At 70.6% G+C, this 22,918-nt stretch carries 23 protein-coding genes and 1 tRNA gene; 2 read left to right on the top strand and 22 right to left on the bottom strand.

Annotated elements, in window-relative coordinates:
* Positions 1-47: 47 nt before the first annotated feature.
* The 22 genes from LRP67_RS10015 to argS form a co-directional block, all read right to left on the bottom strand.
* Positions 48-446 carry a F0F1 ATP synthase subunit epsilon gene (locus LRP67_RS10015; RefSeq protein WP_231270038.1) on the bottom strand — a complete coding sequence of 133 codons (399 nt, stop codon included), beginning with the start codon at positions 444-446 and terminating at the stop codon, positions 48-50.
* Positions 446-1,903, bottom strand: a complete 1,458-nt coding sequence (atpD, locus tag LRP67_RS10010; RefSeq protein WP_231243917.1) for a F0F1 ATP synthase subunit beta — start codon at positions 1,901-1,903, stop codon at positions 446-448. Before atpD ends, LRP67_RS10015 begins: the two co-directional genes overlap by 1 nt.
* Positions 1,904-1,921: 18 nt before the next feature.
* Positions 1,922-2,845: a F0F1 ATP synthase subunit gamma gene (locus LRP67_RS10005; protein ID WP_231270037.1), complete on the bottom strand. Its 924-nt coding sequence runs from the start codon at positions 2,843-2,845 to the stop codon at positions 1,922-1,924.
* A gap of 3 nt (positions 2,846-2,848) precedes the next feature.
* Positions 2,849-4,486 (bottom strand): F0F1 ATP synthase subunit alpha, encoded by a 1,638-nt coding sequence (atpA, locus tag LRP67_RS10000; protein ID WP_231270036.1) that lies wholly within the window; start codon positions 4,484-4,486, stop codon positions 2,849-2,851.
* 57 nt (positions 4,487-4,543) lie between these two features.
* Entirely contained in the window at positions 4,544-5,353 is an 810-nt protein-coding gene (locus LRP67_RS09995) for a F0F1 ATP synthase subunit delta (protein ID WP_231270035.1), read from the bottom strand.
* The gene (locus LRP67_RS09990) at positions 5,353-5,949 is read right to left on the bottom strand and encodes a F0F1 ATP synthase subunit B (protein ID WP_231243913.1); all 597 of its coding nucleotides are present in this window, start codon (positions 5,947-5,949) and stop codon (positions 5,353-5,355) included. Before LRP67_RS09990 ends, LRP67_RS09995 begins: the two co-directional genes overlap by 1 nt.
* A gap of 44 nt (positions 5,950-5,993) precedes the next feature.
* Positions 5,994-6,182, bottom strand: a complete 189-nt coding sequence (gene atpE, locus LRP67_RS09985) for an ATP synthase F0 subunit C (RefSeq protein ID WP_193607516.1) — start codon at positions 6,180-6,182, stop codon at positions 5,994-5,996.
* Between the two features lie 99 nt (positions 6,183-6,281).
* Positions 6,282-7,124, bottom strand: a complete 843-nt coding sequence (atpB, locus tag LRP67_RS09980) for a F0F1 ATP synthase subunit A (protein WP_231243912.1) — start codon at positions 7,122-7,124, stop codon at positions 6,282-6,284.
* A 34-nt stretch (positions 7,125-7,158) separates the two neighbouring features.
* Positions 7,159-7,404 (bottom strand): AtpZ/AtpI family protein, encoded by a 246-nt coding sequence (locus LRP67_RS09975; RefSeq protein ID WP_231270034.1) that lies wholly within the window; start codon positions 7,402-7,404, stop codon positions 7,159-7,161.
* 30 nt (positions 7,405-7,434) lie between these two features.
* Positions 7,435-7,902 carry a hypothetical protein gene (locus LRP67_RS09970; protein WP_231270033.1) on the bottom strand — a complete coding sequence of 156 codons (468 nt, stop codon included), beginning with the start codon at positions 7,900-7,902 and terminating at the stop codon, positions 7,435-7,437.
* A 43-nt stretch (positions 7,903-7,945) separates the two neighbouring features.
* Entirely contained in the window at positions 7,946-9,130 is a 1,185-nt protein-coding gene (locus LRP67_RS09965) for a glycosyltransferase family 4 protein (RefSeq protein ID WP_231270032.1), read from the bottom strand.
* A gap of 4 nt (positions 9,131-9,134) precedes the next feature.
* On the bottom strand, positions 9,135-9,794 hold the full coding sequence (locus LRP67_RS09960; RefSeq protein ID WP_231270031.1) for an L-threonylcarbamoyladenylate synthase: 660 nt from the start codon (positions 9,792-9,794) through the stop codon (positions 9,135-9,137).
* Positions 9,795-9,798: 4 nt separating this feature from the next.
* Positions 9,799-10,641, bottom strand: coding sequence for a peptide chain release factor N(5)-glutamine methyltransferase (gene prmC / locus LRP67_RS09955; RefSeq protein ID WP_231270030.1), 843 nt, complete (start codon positions 10,639-10,641; stop codon positions 9,799-9,801).
* A complete protein-coding gene (gene prfA, locus LRP67_RS09950) occupies positions 10,641-11,714 on the bottom strand; it encodes a peptide chain release factor 1 (protein WP_231270029.1) in 1,074 nt (357 codons plus the stop codon). The genes prmC and prfA overlap by 1 nt, the downstream gene beginning before the upstream one ends.
* Before the next feature lie 86 nt (positions 11,715-11,800).
* Complete coding sequence (gene rpmE, locus LRP67_RS09945) at positions 11,801-12,025, bottom strand: 50S ribosomal protein L31 (protein WP_231243905.1); 225 nt, start codon at positions 12,023-12,025, stop codon at positions 11,801-11,803.
* Between the two features lie 141 nt (positions 12,026-12,166).
* Positions 12,167-12,544, bottom strand: coding sequence for a response regulator transcription factor (locus LRP67_RS09940; RefSeq protein ID WP_231270028.1), 378 nt, complete (start codon positions 12,542-12,544; stop codon positions 12,167-12,169).
* 54 nt (positions 12,545-12,598) lie between these two features.
* Complete coding sequence (gene rho / locus LRP67_RS09935; RefSeq protein WP_231270027.1) at positions 12,599-14,467, bottom strand: transcription termination factor Rho; 1,869 nt, start codon at positions 14,465-14,467, stop codon at positions 12,599-12,601.
* A gap of 230 nt (positions 14,468-14,697) precedes the next feature.
* On the bottom strand, positions 14,698-15,606 hold the full coding sequence (gene thrB / locus LRP67_RS09930; RefSeq protein ID WP_231270026.1) for a homoserine kinase: 909 nt from the start codon (positions 15,604-15,606) through the stop codon (positions 14,698-14,700).
* Positions 15,606-16,706: a threonine synthase gene (gene thrC / locus LRP67_RS09925; RefSeq protein WP_308189727.1), complete on the bottom strand. Its 1,101-nt coding sequence runs from the start codon at positions 16,704-16,706 to the stop codon at positions 15,606-15,608. Before thrC ends, thrB begins: the two co-directional genes overlap by 1 nt.
* Positions 16,703-17,995: a homoserine dehydrogenase gene (locus LRP67_RS09920; protein ID WP_231270025.1), complete on the bottom strand. Its 1,293-nt coding sequence runs from the start codon at positions 17,993-17,995 to the stop codon at positions 16,703-16,705. Before LRP67_RS09920 ends, thrC begins: the two co-directional genes overlap by 4 nt.
* The gene (gene lysA / locus LRP67_RS09915) at positions 17,992-19,350 is read right to left on the bottom strand and encodes a diaminopimelate decarboxylase (RefSeq protein ID WP_231270204.1); all 1,359 of its coding nucleotides are present in this window, start codon (positions 19,348-19,350) and stop codon (positions 17,992-17,994) included. Before lysA ends, LRP67_RS09920 begins: the two co-directional genes overlap by 4 nt.
* 43 nt (positions 19,351-19,393) lie before the next feature.
* Entirely contained in the window at positions 19,394-21,049 is a 1,656-nt protein-coding gene (gene argS / locus LRP67_RS09910) for an arginine--tRNA ligase (protein ID WP_231270024.1), read from the bottom strand.
* 126 nt (positions 21,050-21,175) lie between these two features.
* On the opposite strand from argS, the gene LRP67_RS09905 reads away from it, so the two are divergent.
* Positions 21,176-21,248: transfer RNA gene (locus tag LRP67_RS09905), tRNA-Arg, on the top strand.
* Positions 21,249-21,385: 137 nt separating this feature from the next.
* The gene (locus LRP67_RS09900) at positions 21,386-22,816 is read left to right on the top strand and encodes a choice-of-anchor P family protein (protein ID WP_231270023.1); all 1,431 of its coding nucleotides are present in this window, start codon (positions 21,386-21,388) and stop codon (positions 22,814-22,816) included.
* Positions 22,817-22,918 lie beyond the last annotated feature (102 nt).

The following is a 22,918-nucleotide window of genomic DNA, read 5'->3' as shown; positions in this document are numbered from 1 at the left end:
GGCCCTCATCGAGGGCCGCCGTCGCGGTGGTGCAGGTGGAGTGACGCTCAGGAGGAGCGCTCCGCGGCGCGGATCCGGACCTCGGCGCGGCGGATCCGGGCCTCGGCGTCGTCCTCGTCCGAGGTGCGTGCGCTCTCGAGTTCGCTCTGGGCAGCCGACACGTCGATGTCCGCTGCCAGGATCGCCCGCTCGGACAGGATCGACACCCGGTTGTTGGCCACGGAGAGGAACCCGCCGTCGACGGCGGCGACCACCAGGTCACCCTCCTCGGCGGAGATCTCCACGACCGCGTCGGTCAGCAGTGAGAGCAGCGGCGCGTGGTCCTTGAGCACACCCACGTCGCCCTCGACCGTGCGCGCGATGACCATGGTCGCCCCACCGGACCACACCGTGCGGTCGGCGGCCACCAGCTCAACGTGCAGAGCGTCCCCTTGCGAGTCGGCCATCAGAGGTTCTTCTGGATCTCGGCCCACTTCGCCTCGACGTCGTCCAGACCGCCGCACATGAAGAAGGCCTGCTCGGCCACGTGGTCGTACTCGCCGTCGGCGATCTTGTTGAACGCCTCGATCGTGTCCTTGACGGGAACCGTCGAGCCCTCGATGCCGGTGAACTGCTTGGCGACGTAGGTGTTCTGCGAGAGGAACCGCTGGATGCGGCGCGCCCGCGACACGATGATCTTGTCCTCCTCCGACAGCTCGTCGACACCGAGGATCGCGATGATGTCCTGGAGCTCCTTGTTGCGCTGCAGGATCTGCTTGATCCGGATCGCGCAGTCGTAGTGCTCCTGCCCGATGTACTGGGCGTCGAGGATCCGCGAGGTCGACGTCAGCGGGTCCACCGCGGGGTAGATGCCGAGCGAGGCGATCTCGCGCGAGAGCTCCGTCGTGGCGTCCAGGTGGGCGAACGTGGTGGCCGGGGCGGGGTCGGTGTAGTCGTCCGCGGGCACGTAGATCGCCTGCAGCGAGGTGATCGAGTTGCCTCGGGTCGAGGTGATCCGCTCCTGCAGCTGACCCATCTCGTCGGCCAGGTTGGGCTGGTAGCCCACAGCCGAGGGCATGCGACCCAGCAGGGTCGAGACCTCGGAGCCGGCCTGGGTGAACCGGAAGATGTTGTCGATGAAGAGCAGCACGTCCTGGTTCTGCACGTCGCGGAAGTACTCCGCCATCGTGAGCGCCGACAGGGCGACGCGCAGACGCGTGCCCGGCGGCTCGTCCATCTGGCCGAACACCAGCGCGGTCTGGCCGATGACGCCGGCCTCGGTCATCTCCTCGATGAGGTCGTTGCCCTCACGGGTGCGCTCGCCGACACCGGCGAACACCGACACACCACCGTGGTCCTTGGCGACACGGGCGATCATCTCCTGGATCAGCACGGTCTTGCCGACACCGGCGCCACCGAACAAGCCGATCTTGCCGCCGTTGACGTACGGCGTGAGGAGGTCGATGACCTTGATGCCGGTCTCGAACATCGTCGTCTTGGACTCGAGCTGGTCGAAGGCCGGGGCCTTGCGGTGGATGCCCCACCGCTCCTTGACCTCGTACTCCTCGCCCTCCTCCAGGTTGAGGACGTCACCGGTCGCATTGAACACGTGACCCTTGGTGATGTCACCGACCGGGACCGTGATCGGGCCGCCGGTGTCGGTCACCGTCGCGCCGCGGACCAGGCCGTCGGTCGACTGCATCGAGATGGCGCGGACCATGCCGTCACCGATGTGCAGCGCGACCTCGAGGATCAGCGTCTTGTGCTCGCCGTTGAGGTCGAGCCCGACCTCCAGCTTGTTGTACATCTCGGGCATCGCGTCCGCGGGGAACTCGACGTCCACGACGGGTCCGGTCACCCGGGCGACGCGGCCGGTGCTGGTCGCACCCGAGCCGGTCTTGGTCTCTTCAACAGTGGCAGTCATGGTCTCTCACTCGCTCTGCTAGTCGTTGCCTGAGTTTGCGTCGGCCAGCGCGTTGACGCCACCAACGATCTCGCTGATTTCCTGGGTGATGCCGGCCTGGCGGGCCTGGTTGGCGATCCGCGTGTACTTCTTGATGAGCTCGTCGGCGTTGTCCGTGGCGGACTTCATCGCCTTCTGACGGGCGGCCAGCTCGGAGGCGGCCGCCTGCAGCAGGGCGAAGAAGATCCGGCTCTGGACGTACTGCGGAAGCAGCCCGTCGAGCACCTCGGCCGGGGACGGCTCGAACTCATAGAGCGGCAAGAGGTCGGCCGCGTCGTGCTCCTGGCCACCCTCCTCGGCCTCGACGACCTCGAGCGGCAGCAGCCGCACCGCAGTGGGCTCCTGGACGAGCATGGACCGGAACCGCGTGTAGACCACGTGGACCTCGTCGACGTCGCCGTCCTCGCCCTGTTCCTTGAGGAACGCCTCGATCAGGTGACGCCCGATGTCGGCGGCCGTGTCGTACGACGGCTGGTCGGAGGCGCCGGTCCAGGCCTGGACGATCGGGCGCTGGCGGAACTTGAAGTACGCCTCGCCCTTGCGCCCGGCGATGAACCAGTCGATCTCCTTGCCTTCGCCGCGCAGCTTCTCGGCGAGGCGCTCGGCCTCCTTGAGCACGCTCGAGGAGTAGGCGCCCGCCAGCCCACGGTCGCTGGTCACGATGAGGACGGCGGCCCGCTTGGGGTCCTCCTCCTCCCGCGTCAGCGGGTGGTCGACGTTCGAGAACGTCGCGACGGCCGACACCGCACGCGTCAGCTCGCGGGCGTACGGCGCTGCCGCCTGAGCCCGTTGCTGCGCCTTGATGATGCGGGACGCAGCGATGAGCTCCATGGCGCGCGTGATCTTCTTCATCGACTCCGTCGACTTGATCCGCGCGCGGTACTCACGCAGCGAGAGGGCCATGGGTCAGCCTCGCTTCTGCTTGACGATCTGCTCCTGGTCCTCGTCCTCCAGCGCCTCGGCCGGAGCCTCGTTGCCGACCTTGATCGAGCCACCCTCGGCGGTCTCGAACTCGTTGAGGAAGGAGTCGTAGGCATCAGAGAGCGAGGACGCGGTGTCGTCCTCGAACTTGAGGGACTCGCGGATCGCCGCGAGGATCCCCTCGTGGGAACGGCGCAGGAAGTCGAGGAACTCGCGCTCGAAGCGGAGCACGTCCTCGACCGGGACCCGGTCCAGGCGGCCAGTGGTGCCGAGCCACAGGGAGACGGTCATCTCCTCGAGCGGGTAGGGCGAGTAGGCCGGCTGCTTGAGCAGGGCCATGAGCCGCTGGCCGCGGTCGAGCTGCTGGCGCGAGGCCGCGTCGAGGTCGGAGGCGAACATCGCGAACGCCTCCATGGCGCGGAACTGCGCCAGGTCGACCTTCAGCGAGCCCGTGACGGCCTTCATGGCCTTGGTCATCGCCGCGCCACCGACCCGCGAGACCGAGACACCCACGTCGATGGCGGGGCGCTGGTTGGCCGCGAACAGGTCCGACTGCAAGAAGATCTGGCCGTCGGTGATCGAGATGACGTTGGTCGGGATGAACGCCGAGACGTCGTTGGCCTTGGTCTCCACCATCGGCAGACCGGTCATGGACCCGGAGCCCAGCTCGTCGGAGAGCTTGGCGCAGCGCTCCAGCAGCCGGCTGTGCAGGTAGAAGACGTCGCCCGGGTAGGCCTCACGGCCCGGCGGGCGGCGCAGCAGCAGCGACACGGCGCGGTAGGCCTCGGCCTGCTTGGTCAGGTCGTCGAACACGATGAGGACGTGCTTGCCGTCGTACATCCAGTGCTGTCCGATGGCCGAGCCGGTGTAGGGCGCGAGGTACTTGAAGCCGGCGCTGTCGGACGCGGGGGCGGCGACGATGGTGGTGTACTCCAGGGCGCCGGCCTCCTCGAGGGCACCACGCACGGAGGCGATGGTCGAGCCCTTCTGGCCGATGGCGACGTAGATGCAGCGGACCTGCTTGCTCGGGTCGCCGGTCTCCCAGTACTGCTTCTGGTTGATGATCGTGTCGATCGCGACGGTGGTCTTGCCCGTGGCGCGGTCGCCGATGATCAGCTGACGCTGGCCGCGGCCGATCGGGGTCAGGGCGTCGATCGCCTTGATGCCCGTGGCGAGCGGCTCGTGCACCGACTTGCGCTGCATCACCGACGGCGCCTGGAGCTCCAGCGCGCGACGACCGTCGGTCGCGATGTCGCCGAGGCCGTCGATCGGGTTGCCGAGCGGGTCGACGACACGGCCGAGGTAGCCCTCGCCCACCGGGACCGAGAGGACCTCGCCCGTACGACGGACGGTCTGGCCCTCCTCGATCTTGTCGAACTCACCGAGGACGACGGCACCGATCTCACGGGTGTCGAGGTTCAGCGCCAGTCCCAGCGTGCCGTCCTCGAACTCGAGGAGCTCGTTGGCCATGGCCGAGGGCAGACCACTGATGCGCGCGATGCCGTCACCGGCCTCGGCGACCGTGCCGACCTCTTCCTTGCCGGCGGCCTCCGGCTTGTAGTCGGAAACGAACTTCTGGAGCGCGTCGCGGATCTCGTCCGGACGGATCGAAAGCTCCGTCATGTCTGCCTACTCTCTGATCTCTGACTCAGGTGTTGTACGTGGTGGGGGTTGCCGGCGTCAGCCGGCCAGCTTCCGTCGTGCTTCGTCGATCCGGCCTGCCACCGTGCCGTCGATGACGTCGTCACCGATCTCGACCCGCATGCCTCCGAGGAGGGACGGGTCGACGACGACGTTGAGGTGGACCTCACGGCCGTACTGCTGGGTGAGCGCCCGCTGCAGCCGGGTGCGCTCCGCGTCGCTCAGGTCCTGGGCCACCCGGACCTCGGCCACGCTCTCCTTGCGCACCGAGGCCGCGACCTTCTGGAACTCGGTGAGCGCCAGGTTCACCGTGCGGTAGGCGCCCGAGAGCGCCTGCTCGGCGAGGACCAGCGACTCCGGCAGGACCTTGCCCTCGAGGAGCGTCCGCAGCAGCCCGCGCTTGTCGCTCGTGGAGCGGGCGGGGTCGCTCAGTGCTGTGCGGAGCTCGGGGTTGTCGTTGATCGTCTGAGCGATGCCGAACAGCTCGTCGGCCAGGCGGCTGGCCTGGGCCGACGTGACACCGCCCGACCGCACCACCGCGATGACGCCGAGGAGCTCGATCGCGTCCGCGAGGTCGCGCGTGGCGGTCCACCGGCGCGAGACCGCGTCGGCGACGAGATCGAGCGCGACCGCGTCGACCTTGCCGTCGAACAGGGATCGCATCAGCCCCGCCTTGGCGGCCGAGTCGGTGGAGACGTCCGTGGCGAGACGCCGCAGCGCCGGCTCCGAGCGGAGCACGGCCGCGATGCCGAAGAGGTCCCGGCCGAGGTCGGTGCTCGGGTCGGGGACCCCGGCCAGCCGGTCACGAAGACCGGCCACCGCCTCGGCAGAAGCGCCACGTACGGACATCAGCTCACCCCGTTGCCGCGGGAGCTGCCGGCGCCCTCGATGGCCTCGAGGTCGGACAGGAACCGGTCGACCACGCGCGCGGAGCGCTCGTCGTCCTCCAGGCTCTCCCCGACGATGCGCCCGGCGAGGGTGGTCGCAAGGGCACCCACCTCGGCCCGGAGCGAGGTGACCGCCTGCTGGCGCTCGGCCTCGATCTGCGCCTTGCCGTGCTCGGTGATGCGGGTGGCCTCCGTCTGCGCCTGGTCCCGCATCTCCGCGATGATCTGGGCGCCCTGCTCGCGCGCCTCCTCACGGATGCGCGCCGCCTCGTGCCGAGCGTCGGCGAGCTGCTTCTCGAGCTCGGCGAGCTTGGCGTCGGCCTCCGCCTGCTTGGTCTCGGCAGCCGCGAGCCCGCCCTCGATCGCCGTCGTGCGCTCGGCGAACGTCTTCTCGAACGCCGGGACCACGAACTTCCTCACCAGGAGGAAGAGCAGCCCGAAGACGACGAGTGACAGCACGATCTCGACGGGGTGGGGCAGCAGGGGGTTGAGCTCGTGCTCCCCCTCCTCCGCCTTCTCGGCGGCCCTCACGACGAGCGTGGGGATGAGTGTCTGCATGGCAGTCCTTCTTGTTCGGTCGGCCTACGTCGGCTGGACGGAGGTCAGCTCAGGACGAACGCGAGGGCGATACCGATGATGGCGAGCGCCTCGGCGAGCGCGAAGCCGAGGATCGCGATCGACTGCAGACGCGACTGAGCCTCGGGCTGGCGAGCGACGCCGTTGATGTAGGCCGCGAAGATCAGACCGATGCCGATACCGGGGCCGATGGCCGCCAGGCCGTAGCCGATCATGTTGACGGAGCCGTTCAGAGTGCCATCCACGGCAATCTTCCTTTCGGTTGTTTCTATCTCAGGTGATACAGCAATGGGGGGTGGTGCGGTCCCGGAGGACTAGTGCTCGTCGGCCAGCGCGCCCTGGATGTACATGGCGTTGAGGAGGACGAAGACGTAGGCCTGGAGGAACTGGATCAGGATCTCCAGGAAGGCGACAGCGATGAACAGGACCCAGGCGAGGATGCCGACCGGAGCGTAGGCGGCACTCATCTCGAAGACGAGGTGCTGGCCGCCGAGCGCGAACAGGATCAGCAGCAGGTGGCCGGCGAACATGTTGGCGAAGAGTCGCAGAGCCAGCGTGACCGGCCGGACCAGGATGTTCGACAAGAACTCGAGCGGGACCAGCAGCACCAGGATCGGGCCGGTGATGCCCGCGGGCACCGACTGGAGCTTGAAGTAGCCCACGAAGCCGTGCTTCTTGATGCCGACCGCGTTGTAGATGACCCAGCTCAGCAGGGCCAGCCCGTAGACCATGCCCGAGCGTGAGAACGTCGGGAACTGGATGAACGGGATCGTCGCGAACAGGTTGTTGAGCAGGATGAACGCGAAGAGCGTGAAGAGGTACGGCACGAACCGCATGAAGTCGTGACTGCCGATGATGTCGCGGCCGAGCGAGTTGCGGACGAAGCCGTAGGCCTCCTCGCCGACGAACTGCAGCCTGCCCGGCACCATGGCCCGCTTGCGCGAGGCGAGGTAGAACAAGCCGAAGATCAGGACGGCCGAGAGGACCAGCTGCAGCATCGGCTTGGTGACGCCGAGGACGAACTCCTGGCCGAAGGCGTGGATGGTCCCGAAGTCGCCGCCGATCGGGGGCAGGTCGAAGTCGGCCGGCCCCGGAGGGGTGAACTCCGTCCGGATGCCCGCGGCCTGCGGGACAAGTGCGCTGCCGATGCCGCTCAACGTGTCTCCTGTGTCGTCACTGCCAACTCGTGCACTACGTCTTGGTCTGGTCCGGGTCGCGGTCGCCTGGGGCACGGAAGCGTGCCCAGGTCTGGAACAACCCGAGCGCGGCGCCCAGCAGAATCCCGACCACCACCAGGAACGAGGTCCCCAGCCACCGGTCGAAGAGCCATCCGATCAACCCGTAGACAAGCACACCGGAGACCAGGTACCCAAAGGCGAGCCAGGGGTCTCCGCGAGGTCCGTCGTCGTGCTCCGCAGGGGGAATCTCCTGAGCCATCGCGAACCGGACAATAGCAGTCGCGCTCGGTCATCGTTCACCCGCCTTCGCCGGAAGGTCGTAGACCGGGATGCGGCGGCGGGTGACCAGCAGGATCTGGCTGATGAGCCAGATCAGGGTGCCCCCGATCACCGCTCCCGCGAGCCAGGCCCGGTCCAGGGTCTCCTCCAGCAGGCCGGACGCCGAGAGGACGGCGAAGGCCAGCCCCATCAGCACGACCTGGAGCGTGTAGGTGAGCAGCGCGAACATCAGGGCGGCCGTGGGCATGACCCGGGCGACCGCGTTGACGCCCAGCGAGCTGCCCAGGACCACCAGCACGAGAGCCGTCCCCACGAGCGCGCCCCCCGCCGCGGCGGAGCCCTGGGCGAAGGCGCCGACCAGGCTCAGCAGCAGGCCGAGGACCAGGACCACCGCGGCCGCGCCGACGAGCACGCTGGCACCGCTGTCGCGGGCGGGCTGTCCGGTGCGGGGAGTGCGGGGAACCTCGGTCGTCATCATCGGCGGCCGTCCTTGTGGGGGCTTCGGGTGCTCGTGAAAACTATCACAAAGTCTCGGAGGGCTTGGAATCGGCGCTCTCCCCGGCCGCCGGGGCGGGGTCCTCGACCAGGATCCTCGGACGATGGACGACCGGCAGCAGGAACGTGAGCAGGACCGTGACGGCGGCCATCGCGCCGAGCGCCGCCCACATCCTCGGGCCGGTGTAGAGGCTGGCCAGGACGGTGCCGAAGGCGATCAGGGCCGCCCACAGCCACATGATCACCACCGCGCGGCGGTGGGAGTGCCCGATCTCGAGCAGCCGGTGATGCAGGTGCTGCTTGTCGGGGGCGAACGGCGAGCGGCCCGCCCGCGTCCGGCGTACGACGGCCAGGACCAGGTCGGCCAGCGGCACGATCAGGATCAGGACCGGCAGCCCCAGCGGCAGCAGGAACGGCAACAGGCTGGCCTGGGATCCGCCGGCACCCTCGGTCAGCTCGTTGCCGGTGAACTGCGTCGTGATCGTGAGGGCCGTCGTGGACAGCACCAGCCCGATCAGCATCGAGCCGCTGTCGCCCATGAACAGTCGCGCCGGGTGGAAGTTGTGCACGAGGAAGCCCGCGCAGGCGCCGGCCAGCGAGGCGGAGAGCAGCGCGGCCGTCGTGGCCAGCGAGGCGCCGTTGAGGTTGGCCAGCTGGTAGCTGAACAGGAAGAACGCCGCCGCCCCGATGCCGACGACACCGGCAGCGAGCCCGTCGAGGCCGTCCACGAAGTTGACCGCGTTGACGGTGGCGACCACCACGACGACGGTCAGCAGCTGGCCCTGGGCGGGGTCGAGGACGAACTGGTAGCCGTCGGGGCGCGGGAAGAAGTTGAACTGCAGGCCGGAGTAGATCAGCAGCCCCACCGCCAGCACCTGGCCGCCGAACTTGGTCAGCGCATCCAGGTCGAAGATGTCGTCGAGCACCCCGATGCCGCAGACCATGGCCCCGGCGATGAGCACGAGGCGGGCGTCCTCGAAGACGAACGGCCCGCCGTTGGAGAGGAACGGCAGCTTCTGGGCGACCAGGTACGCCGCGACCAGCCCGCCGAGCATCGCGATGCCCCCGAGATAGGGGATCGGCTCGGCGTGGACGTCGCGGTCGCGCACCTTGGCGACCGCACCGGTGCGCAGCGCGATCTCTCGGGCGACGACGGTGAGCAGCGACGTCACCGCGGCGGCGACGAGGAAGACCAGGATGTACTCGCGCACGCGCTCAGCCCTCGTCGGTCACAGTGGCCCCGAGCGGCTCGAGAACCTCGTTGAGCCGCTCGAGGGAGAGGGCGCCGTGGCGCAGGACCCGGCCCTGGCTGCCGGTGACGTCGAGGATCGTGGAGGCCTCGCCACCCGGGGACTCCCCCGCGTCCACGAGCACCTCGACGCGATCACCGAGCATCTCCTCAGCCTGGTCGGCGTCGGTGGCGGCCGGCATCCCGGTGCGGTTGGCCGAACTGACGGCGAGCGGGCCGGTGCGCTCGAGGAGCTCCAGGGCGACCGGGTGGTCAGGCATCCGGACCGCGACCGTGCCGCGGGTGTCGCCGAGGTCCCACTGCAGTGACGACTGCATGTGGCAGACCAGGGTGAGCGGCCCCGGCCAGAGCTCCTCGACCAGCGCCCGCGCGTAGCCGGGCACCCGTACCGCAAGGGCGTCGAGGGTCGTGGCGGCGCTCACCAGCACCGGCGGTGGCATCTCCCGGCCGCGGCCCTTCGCGGCGAGCAGGGTGGCGACGGCGTCGGCGTCGAAGGCGTCAGCCGCCACGCCGTACACCGTGTCGGTGGGCAGGACCACCAGCCGGCCGCGCTGGATCGCCATGCTGGCTGCCGCGACGGCGGCCTCCAGCTCCTCCGGGGTGCCGGTCGGATAGCGGGTGCTCACGGCCTCATCGTGCCAGTCGGGCCGTCAGGAAGCGCGCCCGGCCGGCCAGATCGCGATGGTCGCGCACGTCGGTCCAGGGTCCGGCCGCCGCGAAGACGGCCGGGGCCGACTCGCCCTGCACGTCCGCGTGCTCGACCCCCACGACGCCACCGGGCCGCAGCAGCACCGCCGCCCTTCGCTCGACCACCCGGATCGCGTCCAGCCCGTCCTCGCCGGAGAACAGGGCGAGGTGGGGGTCGTGGTCGCGGGCCTCCACCGCCACCGACTCCCACGCCTCGAGCGGGATGTAGGGCGGGTTGGAGACGACCACATCGACGGTCCCGAGCAGGTCGTCGAAGGCGGTGCCGAGGTCGCCCTGGCGCAGGTCGACGCCGGTCCCGGCCAGGTTGCGGGCGGCCCACGCGTGCGCGCCCTCGTCGAGCTCGACGGCGTGCACCCGGGCGGCCGGCACCTCGTCGGCGACCGCCTTCGCGATCGCACCCGAGCCGGTGCCGAGGTCGACGACGACCGGGTCCGGGAGCGCGCCCGCCTCGGCCACGGCCCAGCCGGCGAGCAGCTCGGTCTCGGGGCGCGGGACGAAGACGCCGGGGCCGACCTGCAGCTCGACGTGGCGAAAGGCTGCCGTCCCGGTGAGATGCTGCAGCGGCTCCCGGGACGCCCGGCGCTCCAGCAGCTCGTCGTAGCGACCGACGACGGCGTCGTCGACCTCGTCGACCAGCACCAGGCGGCCGCGGGTCGTGCCGAGGACGTGGGCGAGCAGCGCGGCGGCGTCGTGCTCGGGACTGGCCACGCCGGCGGCCCGCAGCCGCTCCGCCGCGCCGGCCAGCAGTCGCCGGCGGTCGGCCATCAGGACTCGAGCGCCGCGAGCCGGGCGTCCAGGTCGGCCTGGATGCACGAGTCGAGCACCGGTTGCAGGTCGCCGTCGAGCACGCTGTCGAGGTTGTAGGCCTTGTAGCCGGTGCGGTGGTCGGAGATCCGGTTCTCCGGGAAGTTGTAGGTGCGGATCCGCTCGGAGCGGTCGACGGTGCGGATCTGGCTGCGCCGGGCCTCGCTCGCCTCGGCGTCGGCCTCCTCCTGCGCGGCCGCGAGCAGGCGGGCGCGCAGGATGCGCATCGCCTGCTCCTTGTTCTGCAGCTGGCTCTTCTCGTTCTGACAGCTGGCCACAATCCCGGTTGGCACGTGGGTGATGCGCACCGCGGAGTCGGTGGTGTTGACGCTCTGCCCGCCCGGGCCGCTGCTGCGGTAGACGTCGATGCGCAGGTCGTTCTCGTCGATGGTGACGTCGATCTGCTCGGCCTCCGGCAGCACCAGGACGCCCGCGGCACTGGTGTGCACCCGGCCCTGCGACTCGGTCACCGGCACCCGCTGCACACGATGCACCCCGCCCTCGAACTTGAGCTGCGCGAATGGCCCCTCCCCCGGCGCCGGGGTGCCCTTCGCCTTGACGGCGAGCGTGGCGGACTTGAACCCGCCGAGGTCGGACTCGGTGGCGTCGATCATCTCGACCTTCCAGCCGCGCGCCTCGGCGTACCTGGTGTACATCCGCACCAGGTCGCCGGCGAACAGGGCCGACTCCTCGCCGCCCTCGCCGGACTTGATCTCCAGCAGGGTGTCCTTGTCGTCCGCGGGGTCGCGCGGGATGAGCAGGTAGCGCAGCCGCTCCGCCGCCGTCGCCTGCTCGGCGACCAGCGCGTCGACCTCCTCGGCGAACGTCGGGTCCTCCGCCGCCAGCTGGCGCGCCGCCTCGATGTCGCCGTCGAAGCGCTGCCAGTCCTGCCAGGCGGCGATGATCGAGCTCAGCACGGCGTAGCGCTGGTTGAGCTGCTTGGCGAGCCGGGCGTCGGCATGCGTCTCGGGCGCACCCAGGCGCGACTCGAGCTCACGGTGCTCGGCGAGGTAGCCCTCGACGGCCTCGAACATGCGGACTCCTGCGGATGGCTGGGGACGGTGAAATCACGAGCGCCGACCCGCTGCATGGAGGCAGTGGGTCGGCGCTGTGGGCGAAGCTACTTGCTGTCGGCCGGAGCCTTCTTGGCGTAGCGGGCCTCGAAGCGGGCGACGCGGCCGCCGGTGTCGAGGATCTTCTGCTTGCCGGTGTAGAACGGGTGGCACTGCGAGCAGACGTCGGACTTGATCGAGCCGCTCGTCATCGTCGATCGCGTGGTGAACTCGGCGCCGCAGGTGCAGGTCACCTGGGTCGTCACGTAGTCCGGGTGGATGTCCTTCTTCATGGTGTCCTCTCTGTTCCCATCTCTGGGAGGGCCGCCGGGTCGTCCCCACCTCGTGCGGGCACGTGAACCGGAACCGTCGAACAGGATAGAGAACGTCGCCACCGGGTGCCTAATTCCCCGTCGGCGCTGGTCAGGTGCGGGTCAGCTCCCGGCAGCGCGGGCGAGCAGTGCCTCGACGCGGGAGGCCAGCTCGCGCGGGCTGAACGGCTTGGTGATGTAGTCGTCGGCGCCGGAGTCGAAGCCGGTCTCGACATCGGACTCCTGCGCGCGGGCGGTCAGCAGGATCACCGGGAGGCCGATGAGGGACGGGTCGGCGCGGATCAGCCGGACCGCGTCGAGCCCCGACGTGCCGGGCATCATCACGTCGAGCACGGCCAGTTGCGGGCGCTGCTCCTGGCAGGCCGCGAACGCCGCGGCGCCGTCGCCGACGGCGACGACGTCGTGGCCCAGGGTCGAGAGCTTGAACTCGACGAGCTCGCGGATGTCCACGTCGTCGTCGGCCACCACGATCCGTGCCACGTCGTCCCTCTCGATCGGTGAAGAAGTGCGGCGTCAGACTAGCGGTGTCACCACTCAGTCGTCCTTGGAACTCGCGGTGGGTGTGGTCTTCTGTACCTGCATGAGGAACTCCAGGTTGGTCTGGGTCTTCTTGAGGCGCTCGAGCAGAAGCTCCAGGGCCTGCTGGCCGTCCAGACCGGACAGCACCCGGCGGAGCTTCCAGATGATCGCGAGCTCCTCCTTGCTCATCAGGAGCTCCTCGCGGCGGGTGCCGGACTGCACGGCATCGATCGCGGGGAAGATGCGTTTGTCGGCGAAGTCGCGGCGCAGCCGGATCTCCATGTTGCCGGTGCCCTTGAACTCCTCGAAGATCACCTCGTCCATCTTCGAGCCGCTCTCGATCAGGGCCGTGGCCAGGATCGTGAGCGAGCCGCCGTTCTCGATGTTGCGGGCAGCGCCGAAGAACTTCTTGGGCGGGTACAGCGCAGCGGAGTCGACGCCACCGGAGAGGATCCGGCCGCTGGCGGGAGCCGCCAGGTTGTAGGCGCGGCCGAGCCGGGTGATGCCGTCCAGGAGCACCACGACGTCGTGGCCCAGCTCCACCAGGCGCTTGGCGCGCTCGATCGCCAGCTCGGCGACCATCGTGTGGTCGGAGGCCGGACGATCGAAGGTCGACGAGATGACCTCGCCCTTGACCGAGCGCTCGAAGTCGGTGACCTCCTCGGGGCGCTCGTCGACCAGGACCACCATCAGGTGGCACTCGGGGTTGTTGGTGGTGATCGAGTTGGCGATCGACTGCATGACCATCGTCTTGCCGGCCTTGGACGGCGACACGATCAGGCCCCGCTGGCCCTTCCCGATCGGGGCCGCGATGTCGATCACGCGGCCGATCAGGTTGCCGGGCTCGGTCTCGAGACGAAGGCGCTCGGAGGCGTAGAGCGGGGTCAGCTTCTGGAAGTCGACGCGGTGCTTGGCGGTCTCCGGGTCGGCGCCGTTGACGCTCTCGATGCGCACCATCGGGTTGAACTTCGCCTTGCTCTCGCCCTCGCGGGGCTGGCGTACCTCACCCACGATGGCGTCACCGCGGCGCAGGCCGAACTTGCGCACCATGGACAGCGAGACGTAGACGTCCTCGGGGCCGGGCAGGTAGCCGCTGGTGCGGACGAATGCGTAGTTGTCCAACACGTCCAGGATGCCGGCCGCCGGCACCAGCACGTCGTCCTCGAGGATCGTCGTGTCCGGCTCGCTGCGCTGGCTGCCTTGGTTGCCCTGGCCACCCGGACGGTTCGCCCGCTCGCGCCCCCGGCGGCGCCGACTGCGGCCGCCGCCCTCCTCCTGGTCGCGGCTGGCCTGGTCGCGGCCGGCCTGGTCGCGATTGGCCTGGTCGCGATTGGCCTGGTCGCGCGGCTCGCGGCTCTGCTGGGTGCCCTGGCCCCCGCCCTGGGCATCGCGGTTGCGCCCGTCTCGGCTCTGGTCCCGGCTCAGCTCGGGGGCCTGCTCGCGGGTCTGGCGCTGGCGGGTCCGCTCGTTGCGCTCACCACCCTCACTGGCACCCTCGCGGCCCCTGTCGCGGCCACCGTCGCGGTCCTCGGCGCGGCGCTCCCTCGCCGGCGGCTCGGCGTCGCGCCTCGACTCCACCTCGCGAGCCGGCTCGCCATCGAGCTTCGGCTCGGGCCGCTCGTCGCGCGACTTCTGCTCGCGCTTCTCCTGGCGGGGCCGCTCGACCTGGCGCGCGGCGGCCGGGGCGCCTGCGGACTGGGCGGCCTTGATGGCCTCCACCAGCTGCGCCTTCTTCATGCTCCCGGTGCCCGGGATGCCCATGCCGGCGGCCATGGACTTCAGGTCCGCGAGCAGCAGGGAGTTGAGCCCGCCACCGCGCTTCTTGGCGGCAGGCGCGGGCGCAGCGGCACCGGTGAGGGTGGCGCCGTCAGGGGTTTCGGTCACGTGAGGTCCTTCCCACGTATCAGTGCCGTCTGGTGTCTGGCCGTCGGCTTCTGGGTCGGTGCCCGACCTCGGCATCTTCCGCACAGAGACGAAAGAGCTTGCGATGTGCGGATGCTCCGCACGATCCAGAGGGAGGGTGGTTGCGCTCAGGGTTCGACCGACCGTCGGTCAGTGGTCACTGGCGCAGCGCCAATGTATCACTGCAGCGGCCGCCTGCTCGGGAGGATCTGTCAGTCGACCCGGACGCCGTCGTGGTCGACGGGGAGCGCGAGCGCCACCCATCCCTCGGGCGCCCGCGCGAGCAGGGTGGCGGCGTCCGGGGAGGCGTCGCCGGCGCGGAGCGCGAGCACCGTCGGGCCGGCACCGGAGACGAGGGCGGGGACGCCGTCGGCCCGTAGGGCGTCGACCAGGGCCAGCGACTGCGGCATCGCCGGGCGGCGGTAGTCCTGGTGCAGGTAGTCGCGCGTCGCGCGCCAGAGCTGGTCGGTGCGGCCGGCCAGGGCGGCGACCAGCAGCGCCGTGCGACCCGCGTCGGCCGCGGCGTCGGCGTGCGGCACCTGGGCCGGCAGCAGGCCGCGGGCGACCTCGGTCGAGACCGGGGTCGGCGGCACGAAGACCACCACGGCGACGGCCGGGTCGACCGGTGAGCCGACCGCGTAGAACTCACCCTCCTCCTGGCCGGAGATGACGAAGCCGCCGTGGACGGCCGGCGCGACGTTGTCGGGGTGGCCCTCGATCCGGGCGGCCAGGCAGAACAGCGCGTCGTCGTCGAGCAGCCGGTCACCGTCGACCACCAGCGCGCGAGCCAGCGCCAGGCCACCCACGATCGCCGCGGACGAGGAGCCGAGCCCTCGCCCGTGCGGGATCGCATTGGTGCAGGACAGGCGCAGGCCCGCGGGCTGTTCGCCCAACGCCTCGAACGCGGCGCGCATGGAGCGCACCACCAGGTGCGACTCGTCGCGAGCGACGTCGCCGCTGCCGGCCCCCTGGACCTCGACGACCAGGCCTTCGGCGAGGATCTCGCCCTCCAGCCGGTCGCGCAGGTCGAGGGCCAGTCCGAGCGAGTCGAAGCCCGGGCCGAGGTTGGCCGAGGTCGCCGGCACCGAGACCCGCACGGGGCCCGCGACGAAGGCCACCATCAGGCCAGGCCGGCGGCGCGCGCCGCGGCGCGCACGTCGGCGTCGATGACGACGTCCACGATGCTCTGACCGCTGCCGGTGAAGCCCTCGAGCGCGGTCGCGGTGTCCTTGAGCCCGTGGCCGGTCACCGTGATCGCGACCGTGGTGCCGGCGTAGGACTCCCCCTGGGCCAGGTCCTGAAGAAGGCCGGCGACGCCGGCCGCGGAGGCCGGCTCCACGAAGACGCCGTCGCGCGAGGCGAGCTCCCGCTGGGCGGCGAGGATCTGGTCGTCGGAGACCGAGGCGAACCGCCCGCCGGACTCGTTGCGTGCCGCCTCGGCCAGCTTCCACGAGGCCGGGTTGCCGATCCGGATGGCCGTCGCCTTGGTCTCCGGGTCCGGGAACGGCTCACCGGTGACCAGCGGCGCCGCGCCCTCGGCCTGGAAGCCGCGCATCACCGGGGTCCTCGTGGCGAGGCCCAGGCGGTGGTACTGCGTGTAGCCGAGCCAGTAGGCCGCGATGTTGCCGGCGTTGCCGACGGGCAGCAGGTGGTGGTCGGGTGCGTCGCCGAGGAAGTCGCAGATCTCGAAGGCCGCGGTCTTCTGCCCCTCGAGACGGGCCGGGTTGACCGAGTTGACCAGCGCGACGGGGTACTCCCACGCGAGCTGGCGGGCCAGGGCGAGGCAGTGGTCGAAGTTGCCGCGGACCATGATCACCTGCGCGCCGCACACGATGGCCTGCGCCATCTTCCCGGCCGCGATCTTGCCTTCCGGGACGAGCACCAGCGGCTTGAGCCCGGCCTTGGCCGCGTAGGCGGCCATCGAGGCCGAGGTGTTGCCGGTGGACGCGCAGACGACGGCCTGCGCGCCGTCGGCCTTGGCCACCGAGATCGCCGCCGTCATGCCGCGGTCCTTGAAGGAGCCGGTGGGGTTGCTGCCCTCGACCTTGAGCCAGACGCGAGCCCCGGTGAGGTCGGAGAGCCACTCCGAGAGCACCAGCGGGGTGCCTCCCTCGCGCAAGGTCACCGCCGCGATGCCCTCGGGGATCTCGAGCAGTGCCCGGTACTCCTCGATCACGCCGCGCCACTGGTGGGTGGGGGCCGTGGCCAGCTCGGCGTTCACTCGGAGGTCCCTTCGACGCGCATGACGGATGTGACCTCGCGGACGATCTCCATCCCGCGCAGGTGCTCGACGGTGGCGCTGAGCTGAGCGTCGGAGGCCTCGTGAGAGACCACGACCAGCTGGGCGTCGTCGCCCCGGCCCTCCTGGCGCACGGTCTGGATCGACACGTCGTGCTCGGCGAACGCCAGCGCCACCGCGGCGAGCACGCCGGCGCGGTCGTCGACGTCGATGGCGACGTGGTAGCGGGTGCGGGTCTCCCCCATCGGCAGCACCGCCCGGTCGGCGTACGCCGACTCGCCGACGCCGCGGGCGCCCGCCAGGTGGTTGCGGGCCACGGTCACCAGGTCGCCCAGGACGGCCGACGCGGTCGGGGAGCCGCCCGCGCCGGGCCCGTAGAACATCAGCTGACCGGCGGCGTCGGACTCGACGAAGACGGCGTTGTAGGCCTCGCGCACCGACGCGAGCGGGTGCGAGCGCGGGATCATGGCCGGGTGGACGCGGACCGCCACGGCCTCGTCGCGCAGCTCGCAGATCGCCAGCAGCTTGACCACACTGTTCATCTCGCGGGCGGACTGCACGTCGGCGGCCGTCACCTCGGAGATGCCCTCGCGGTGGACGTCGGAGGCGGTCACCCGGGAGTGGAACGCGAGCGAAGCGAGGATCGCGGCCTTGGCCGCGGCGTCGAACCCCTCGACGTCGGCGGTGGGGTCCGCCTCGGCGTACCCCAGCTCCTGGGCCTCCTCGAGCGCCTCGGCGAAACCGGCGCCGGAGGAGTCCATCTTGTCGAGGATGAAGTTGGTGGTGCCGTTGACGATGCCCAGCACCCGGGTCACCCGGTCACCGGCCAATGACTCGCGCAGCGGCCGGAGGATCGGGATGGCGCCGGCGACGGCGGCTTCGTAGTAGAGGTCACGCCCGGCCTTCTCGGCCGCCTCGAAGAGGGTGGGGCCGTCCTCGGCCAGCAGCGCCTTGTTGGCGGTCACGACCGAGGCGCCGTTGTCCAGCGCGGAGAGGATCAGCGAGCGCGCGGGCTCGATGCCGCCGATGACCTCGACCACGAGGTCGACGTCCTCGCGCGCCACCAGGCCGGCGGCGTCGGTGGTGAGCAGCCCCCGGGGCACCTCGACGTCGCGCGGCGCGTCGATCCGGCGTACGGCGACCCCGGCCAGCTCGACGCGGGTGCCGACCCGGGCCGTCAGGTCCGCGGCCTGCTCCTGGAGCAGCCGCACCACCTGGGAGCCGACCGATCCGCAGCCGAGCACGGCCACCTTCAGCGGCTTGTCATTCATGAAGCACCCACGTCCGTTGCCAACAGGTCATCCTCAGTCTCGCGGCGCACGATCACCCGTGCGACCCCGTCCCGCACTGCGATCACGGGCGGGCGCAGGGCGTGGTTGTAGTTGGACGCCATGGACCGGCAGTAGGCGCCGGTGCCGGGGACGGCCAGTAGATCACCGGCAGCGACGTCCGCGGGTAGGAACTCGTCCTTCACCACGATGTCGCCCGCCTCGCAGTGCTTGCCCACCACCCGGGTGAGGGTCGGCGGCTCCTGCGAGGCGCGCGAGGCCAAGGTGCAGGAGTAGTCGGCGTCGTAGAGCGCGGTGCGGATGTTGTCGCTCATCCCGCCGTCCACGGATACGTACGTGCGCACCGCCCCGCCGTCGAGCGCGACCGGCTTGACCGTGCCGACGGTGTAGAGGGTGCACATCGCCGGCCCGACGATCGCGCGTCCGGGCTCGATCGACAGCCGCGGCTCGGCGATCCCCAGCGCGCGGCACTCCTGCTCGACGATCCTGGACATCTCGGTCGCGAGCTGCGCGGGGTCCGAGGGGTCGTCCTGCGTCGTGTAGGCGATGCCGAACCCGCCGCCGAGATCCATCTCCGGCAGGGTCACGCCGAGCTCGCTCGACACCTGCGCGTGCAGGGCCAGCACCCGTCGGGCGGCCACCTCGAAGCCCGAGGAGTCAAAGATCTGGCTCCCGATGTGCGAGTGCAGCCCCAGCAGGTCGAGCCCACCGGCGGCCAGTACGCGCCGGACGGCCTCGAGCGCGTCGCCGGAGGTGATCGAGAAGCCGAACTTCTGGTCCTCGTGCGCAGTGGCGATGTACTCGTGGGTGTGCGCCTCGACGCCCGCGGTGACCCGCACCATGACCCCGACGGAGGCGTCGAGATCGGCCGTCACCTGCGCCAGGCGCTCGATCTCCACGAAGCTGTCGACGATGATCCGCCCGACGCCGGCCGCGACCGCGCGCCGCAGCTCGGGGTAGGTCTTGTTGTTGCCGTGGTAGCCGATGCGGGCCGGGTCGAAGCCGGCGCGCAGCGCGACGGTCAGCTCGCCCGCGGAGCACACGTCGAGGTGCAGCCCCTCCTGCGCCACCCACTGTGCGACCGTGGTGCACAAGAACGCCTTGCCGGCGTAGAACACGTCGTAGGCCGAGAACGCGTCGCGGAAGGCGCGGGCGCGGGCGCGGAAGTCCTCCTCGTCCAGGACGTACGCCGGGGTGTTGTACTCGGCGGCCAGGTCCGCGAGCGCCACCCCGCCCACCACCAGGTCGCCGTCGCGCTTGTGGGCGGTGCTCGACCACAGCTGCGGCACCAGCGCGTTGGGGTCGGCAGGCTCGCGCAGCCACGACGGTCCCCTCATGGCGCCGGGCGCGTGCGCCCAGCCGGCTTCGTGGGTCACACCGTCACATCCGCTCAGGAGCGGAGACGCCGAGCAGCGCGAGGCCGTTGGCGAACACCACCCGGGTGGCGGCCACGAGGGCCAGCCGGGCGCGGTGGAGCTCGTTGGGCTCCTCGTCACCCATGGGGAGCACCCGGCAGTTGTCGTAGAAGCGGTGGTAGATGCCGGCGGTGTCCTCGAGATAGCGGGCCACCCGGTGCGGCTCGCGCAGCTCGGCGGCGCTGGCCACGACCCGAGGGAGCTCGGCGAGGGCGCGCAGCAGCTCCCCCTCCTTCTCGTGCGTCAGCAGGCCCATCTCGGTGCCCGGCTCGAGGCCGAGGGCCGCGGCGTTGCGCAGAATGGAGGAGACCCGGGCATGCACGTACTGGACGTAGAAGACCGGGTTGTCGCTGGACTGCTTGGTCATCTGCGCGACATCGAGGGTCAGCGGCGAGTCGGCCGGGTAGCGGCCCAGGGTGTAGCGCAGCGGGTCCACGCCGATCTCGTCGGTGAGCTCCTCCAGGGTGACCATGGTGCCGGCGCGCTTGGAGAGCTTCATCTCCTCGCCGTTCTTCATGATCTTGACCAGCTGGCCGATCAGGACCTCGATGTTCTGGTCGGGGTCGTCCCCGGCGCACGCGGCCATGGCGCGCAGCCGCCCGACGTAGCCGTGGTGGTCGGCGCCGAGCAGGTAGATGCAGAGGTCGAAGCCCCGCGCGCGCTTGTTCAGGTAGTACGCCGTGTCGCTGGCGAAGTAGGTCAGCTCGCCGTTGGTGCGGATCAGCACCCGGTCCTTGTCGTCGCCGTAGTCCGTGGTGCGCATCCAGACCGCACCGTCGGCCTCGAAGACGTGGCCCTTCTCGCGCAGCGAGAGCAGGGTGTCGGCCACCGACTCGCTGTCGTGCAGCGACCGCTCGGAGAACCAGGTGTCGAACTCGGTGCGGAAGGTGCGCAGCTGCTCCTGCTGCTCGGCCAGCTGGGCGGCGTACCCGGCCTCGCGGAACGCGACGAGCCGCTCCGGCTCGGGCAGGTCCAGGAGCCCGGGGTCGGCGGCGACCAGGCGCGCGGCCAGGTCGCGGATGTAGCCGCCCTGGTAGCCGCCCTCCGGGATCGGCCGACCGAGGGCCGCTGCCTCGATCGAGGCGCCGAACAGGTCCATCTGGGTGCCGCGGTCGTTGATGTAGAACTCGCGGTCGACCGTCGCGCCGGCGGCCGCCAGCACCCGCGCGAGCGCGTCGCCCACGGCGGCCCAGCGGGTGTGGCCGAGGTGCAGCGGACCGGTCGGGTTGGCGGAGATGAACTCGACGTTGATGCGCTGACCCGCCAGCGCGTCGTTGTGGCCGTAGGCGTCCCCCGCCGCGAGGACGTCCAGGGCCACCTGGCCCTGTGCCCCCGCCTCCACGGTGATGTTGAGGAAGCCAGGGCCGGCGATGTCGACCGCGGCGATGCCGTCGGCCCGGCGCAGCCGCTCGGCGACGAGCTCGGCGAACGCGCGCGGGTTCATGCCGGCCTTCTTGCCCAGCTGCATCGCCACGTTGGTGGCGTAGTCGCCGTGCCCCTTCTGTCGAGGTCGCTCCACGGTCACCGTCGTCGGGACCCCGTCCGGAAGGGTGATGGCACCTTCGTCGGACAGGGTCGTCAGTACGTCGACGATCGCGGTGGAGAGCTGCTCGGGAGTCACCCTCCCAGGGTATCGGCGCCGCCCTCCACACCTCACATCGATATCGGTCGTGGGACCGGGAGGCCGAGTACGTGTCTCGTGGTGCGCGGCTGTAGGGTGACGCGCAGCCTCGCAATGCGAGGCGTTGCCTCCGTAGCTCAGGGGATAGAGCACTGGTTTCCGGTACCAGGTGCCGCAGGTTCGAATCCTGCCGGGGGCACAGAACTTCTCACCGCTGGTCGAGCAGCCAGCAGCGGCCGGGTCCGGTCTAGATCGGGGTATAACCAACGTCACTCTCGCCCGTTGGTCAGTCACCGCCGCGGTCGGTTCCGCGCTGCCACCCCGAGGAGTACGTAGATGAGAAGCTCAATCGCCAGGACGGTCGCGCTCGCAGCCGCCTGCGCCGCCGGCCTGACGGCCGTCGGCCTCGCTCCCACGACGGCCCAGGCCGCCGAGCGTCCGCCCGCCTCCCGCCGCCCTGCCGTGAGCGGCTTCGGCTACCAGGCGAACCTCTTCGGCACCAAGGTGCTTGTCAACAACGTCGAGGTGCGCAACCTGCGCGAGGCCGACCTGCAGATGCCGTGCACCCGCCAGGTGGGCGTGTCGCGGGTCTCGAAGTCCGCCGGCTCGCTGCCGATCGACAACGACCTCATCAAGATCGCCGTCTCGCGGAGCACCAGCAACACCTACCGCAAGGCCGCCCAGGGCATCTACGGCGTGCGCGCGGTCAACAGCATCGGCGACATCTCCCTGGGCGGCACCCTGGCCGGCGTCCCCACGCCGCGGGTCCGCATCCAAGGCCTGCAGTCCGTGGCGGACTCGTTCTTCAACGGCAGGGCCGACAAGGGCAGGGGTGCGTTCGCGTACGACGCCTCGTTCAAGTACCAGGGGCTGCGCATCGACCTACCGCAGGGCAGCCCGGTCTCGGACAGCCTCGACCAGCTCTTCGACGCGCTCGGCATCGATCCCAGCGACGTCTACGACGTGGTCAACGTGCCGGTCGCCACGCTGGTCGACGTGCTGACGTCGGTCGGGACCCTGACGATCCCGGGTCTGGGCTCCATCGCGCTCGGTGAGAGCCGCGGCTACACCACCGCGTTCGCCGCCAACTCCCAGGCCTACGCGCTGAAGATCAGCGTCGACCCCGAGCTCGACGGGCTCGACGAGACACGGCTGCAGCTGGGCCGGGCGCGCAGCCGGATCAGTCGTCCGGTCCCGGCCGGCGTCTTCCGCTCGACCATGACCGCGATGGAGGTCGAGGCGCTCAACGGCGCCGTCCGCGTCGGCGGCATCGCCCAGAAGTCGATCCCGTGCGAGGGCACGCGCGGCAAGACCATGACCGTCCGCACCAAGTCGGCCAGCGTCGTGCACGAGCAGCTGGGCATCGCCCTCCAGGACCTGCGCTACGCCTACCGCGGCGCCCAGAAGGGCAGGACGGGTCGGGGCTTCACCTCCGCGAGCATCGGCCAGGTCAGCCTCAAGGTGCCCGGGACGCTCGACGTGGTCGTCAAGGACCTCTCGTCCAAGGTCTCCGTGGTGTCCCGCGACCCCGACGACCGCGTGAAGCGCCAGACCCGGACCACCTACGGGGCCATCCTGGTCGACGGCAAGCAGGTGTTCCCGAAGCCGAACAAGCCGGTGCGCTTCGACGGCGGCGTCATCCGGGTGCTGGTGCAGGAGGAGTCCAACCGCTGGGGCGCCAAGGTCAGCGGTCTCTCGATCCAGCTGACCCGGCTCGACGTCAAGGTGGACCTGGCGCGTGTCGCCACGAGGTTCACCCCGTACTGAGCCACCGGCAACGATCCCAACGACGTCGGGGCGGACCTCACGGTCCGCCCCCCCCCCGAAGTGCCGGTGGCCGGGCGCCACGCACGCTCGGGGGCGACACCC

The organism is Nocardioides sp. cx-169, assembly GCF_021083605.1.
Lineage (GTDB): Bacteria > Actinomycetota > Actinomycetes > Propionibacteriales > Nocardioidaceae > Nocardioides.
The sequence above is the reverse complement of the archived record's forward strand: the minus strand, read 5'-3'. Positions and strand labels throughout refer to the sequence as shown.

Excerpts from the sequence above, each read along its gene's own strand:
- LRP67_RS10015 (WP_231270038.1), bottom strand. The coding sequence starts at position 446 with ATGGCCGACTCGCAAGGGGACGCTCTGCACGTTGAGCTGGTGGCCGCC.
- atpD (WP_231243917.1), bottom strand. The coding sequence starts at position 1,903 with ATGACTGCCACTGTTGAAGAGACCAAGACCGGCTCGGGTGCGACCAGC.
- LRP67_RS10005 (WP_231270037.1), bottom strand. The coding sequence starts at position 2,845 with ATGGCCCTCTCGCTGCGTGAGTACCGCGCGCGGATCAAGTCGACGGAG.
- atpA (WP_231270036.1), bottom strand. The coding sequence starts at position 4,486 with ATGACGGAGCTTTCGATCCGTCCGGACGAGATCCGCGACGCGCTCCAG.
- LRP67_RS09995 (WP_231270035.1), bottom strand. The coding sequence starts at position 5,353 with ATGTCCGTACGTGGCGCTTCTGCCGAGGCGGTGGCCGGTCTTCGTGAC.
- LRP67_RS09990 (WP_231243913.1), bottom strand. The coding sequence starts at position 5,949 with ATGCAGACACTCATCCCCACGCTCGTCGTGAGGGCCGCCGAGAAGGCG.
- atpE (WP_193607516.1), bottom strand. The coding sequence starts at position 6,182 with ATGATCGGCTACGGCCTGGCGGCCATCGGCCCCGGTATCGGCATCGGT.
- LRP67_RS09975 (WP_231270034.1), bottom strand. The coding sequence starts at position 7,404 with ATGGCTCAGGAGATTCCCCCTGCGGAGCACGACGACGGACCTCGCGGA.
- LRP67_RS09970 (WP_231270033.1), bottom strand. The coding sequence starts at position 7,902 with ATGATGACGACCGAGGTTCCCCGCACTCCCCGCACCGGACAGCCCGCC.
- prmC (WP_231270030.1), bottom strand. The coding sequence starts at position 10,641 with ATGGCCGACCGCCGGCGACTGCTGGCCGGCGCGGCGGAGCGGCTGCGG.
- prfA (WP_231270029.1), bottom strand. The coding sequence starts at position 11,714 with ATGTTCGAGGCCGTCGAGGGCTACCTCGCCGAGCACCGTGAGCTCGAG.
- rpmE (WP_231243905.1), bottom strand. The coding sequence starts at position 12,025 with ATGAAGAAGGACATCCACCCGGACTACGTGACGACCCAGGTGACCTGC.
- thrB (WP_231270026.1), bottom strand. The coding sequence starts at position 15,606 with ATGGTGGCCTTCGTCGCGGGCCCCGTGCGGGTCTCGGTGCCGGCGACC.
- LRP67_RS09920 (WP_231270025.1), bottom strand. The coding sequence starts at position 17,995 with ATGAATGACAAGCCGCTGAAGGTGGCCGTGCTCGGCTGCGGATCGGTC.
- lysA (WP_231270204.1), bottom strand. The coding sequence starts at position 19,350 with ATGAGGGGACCGTCGTGGCTGCGCGAGCCTGCCGACCCCAACGCGCTG.
- LRP67_RS09900 (WP_231270023.1), top strand. The coding sequence starts at position 21,386 with ATGAGAAGCTCAATCGCCAGGACGGTCGCGCTCGCAGCCGCCTGCGCC.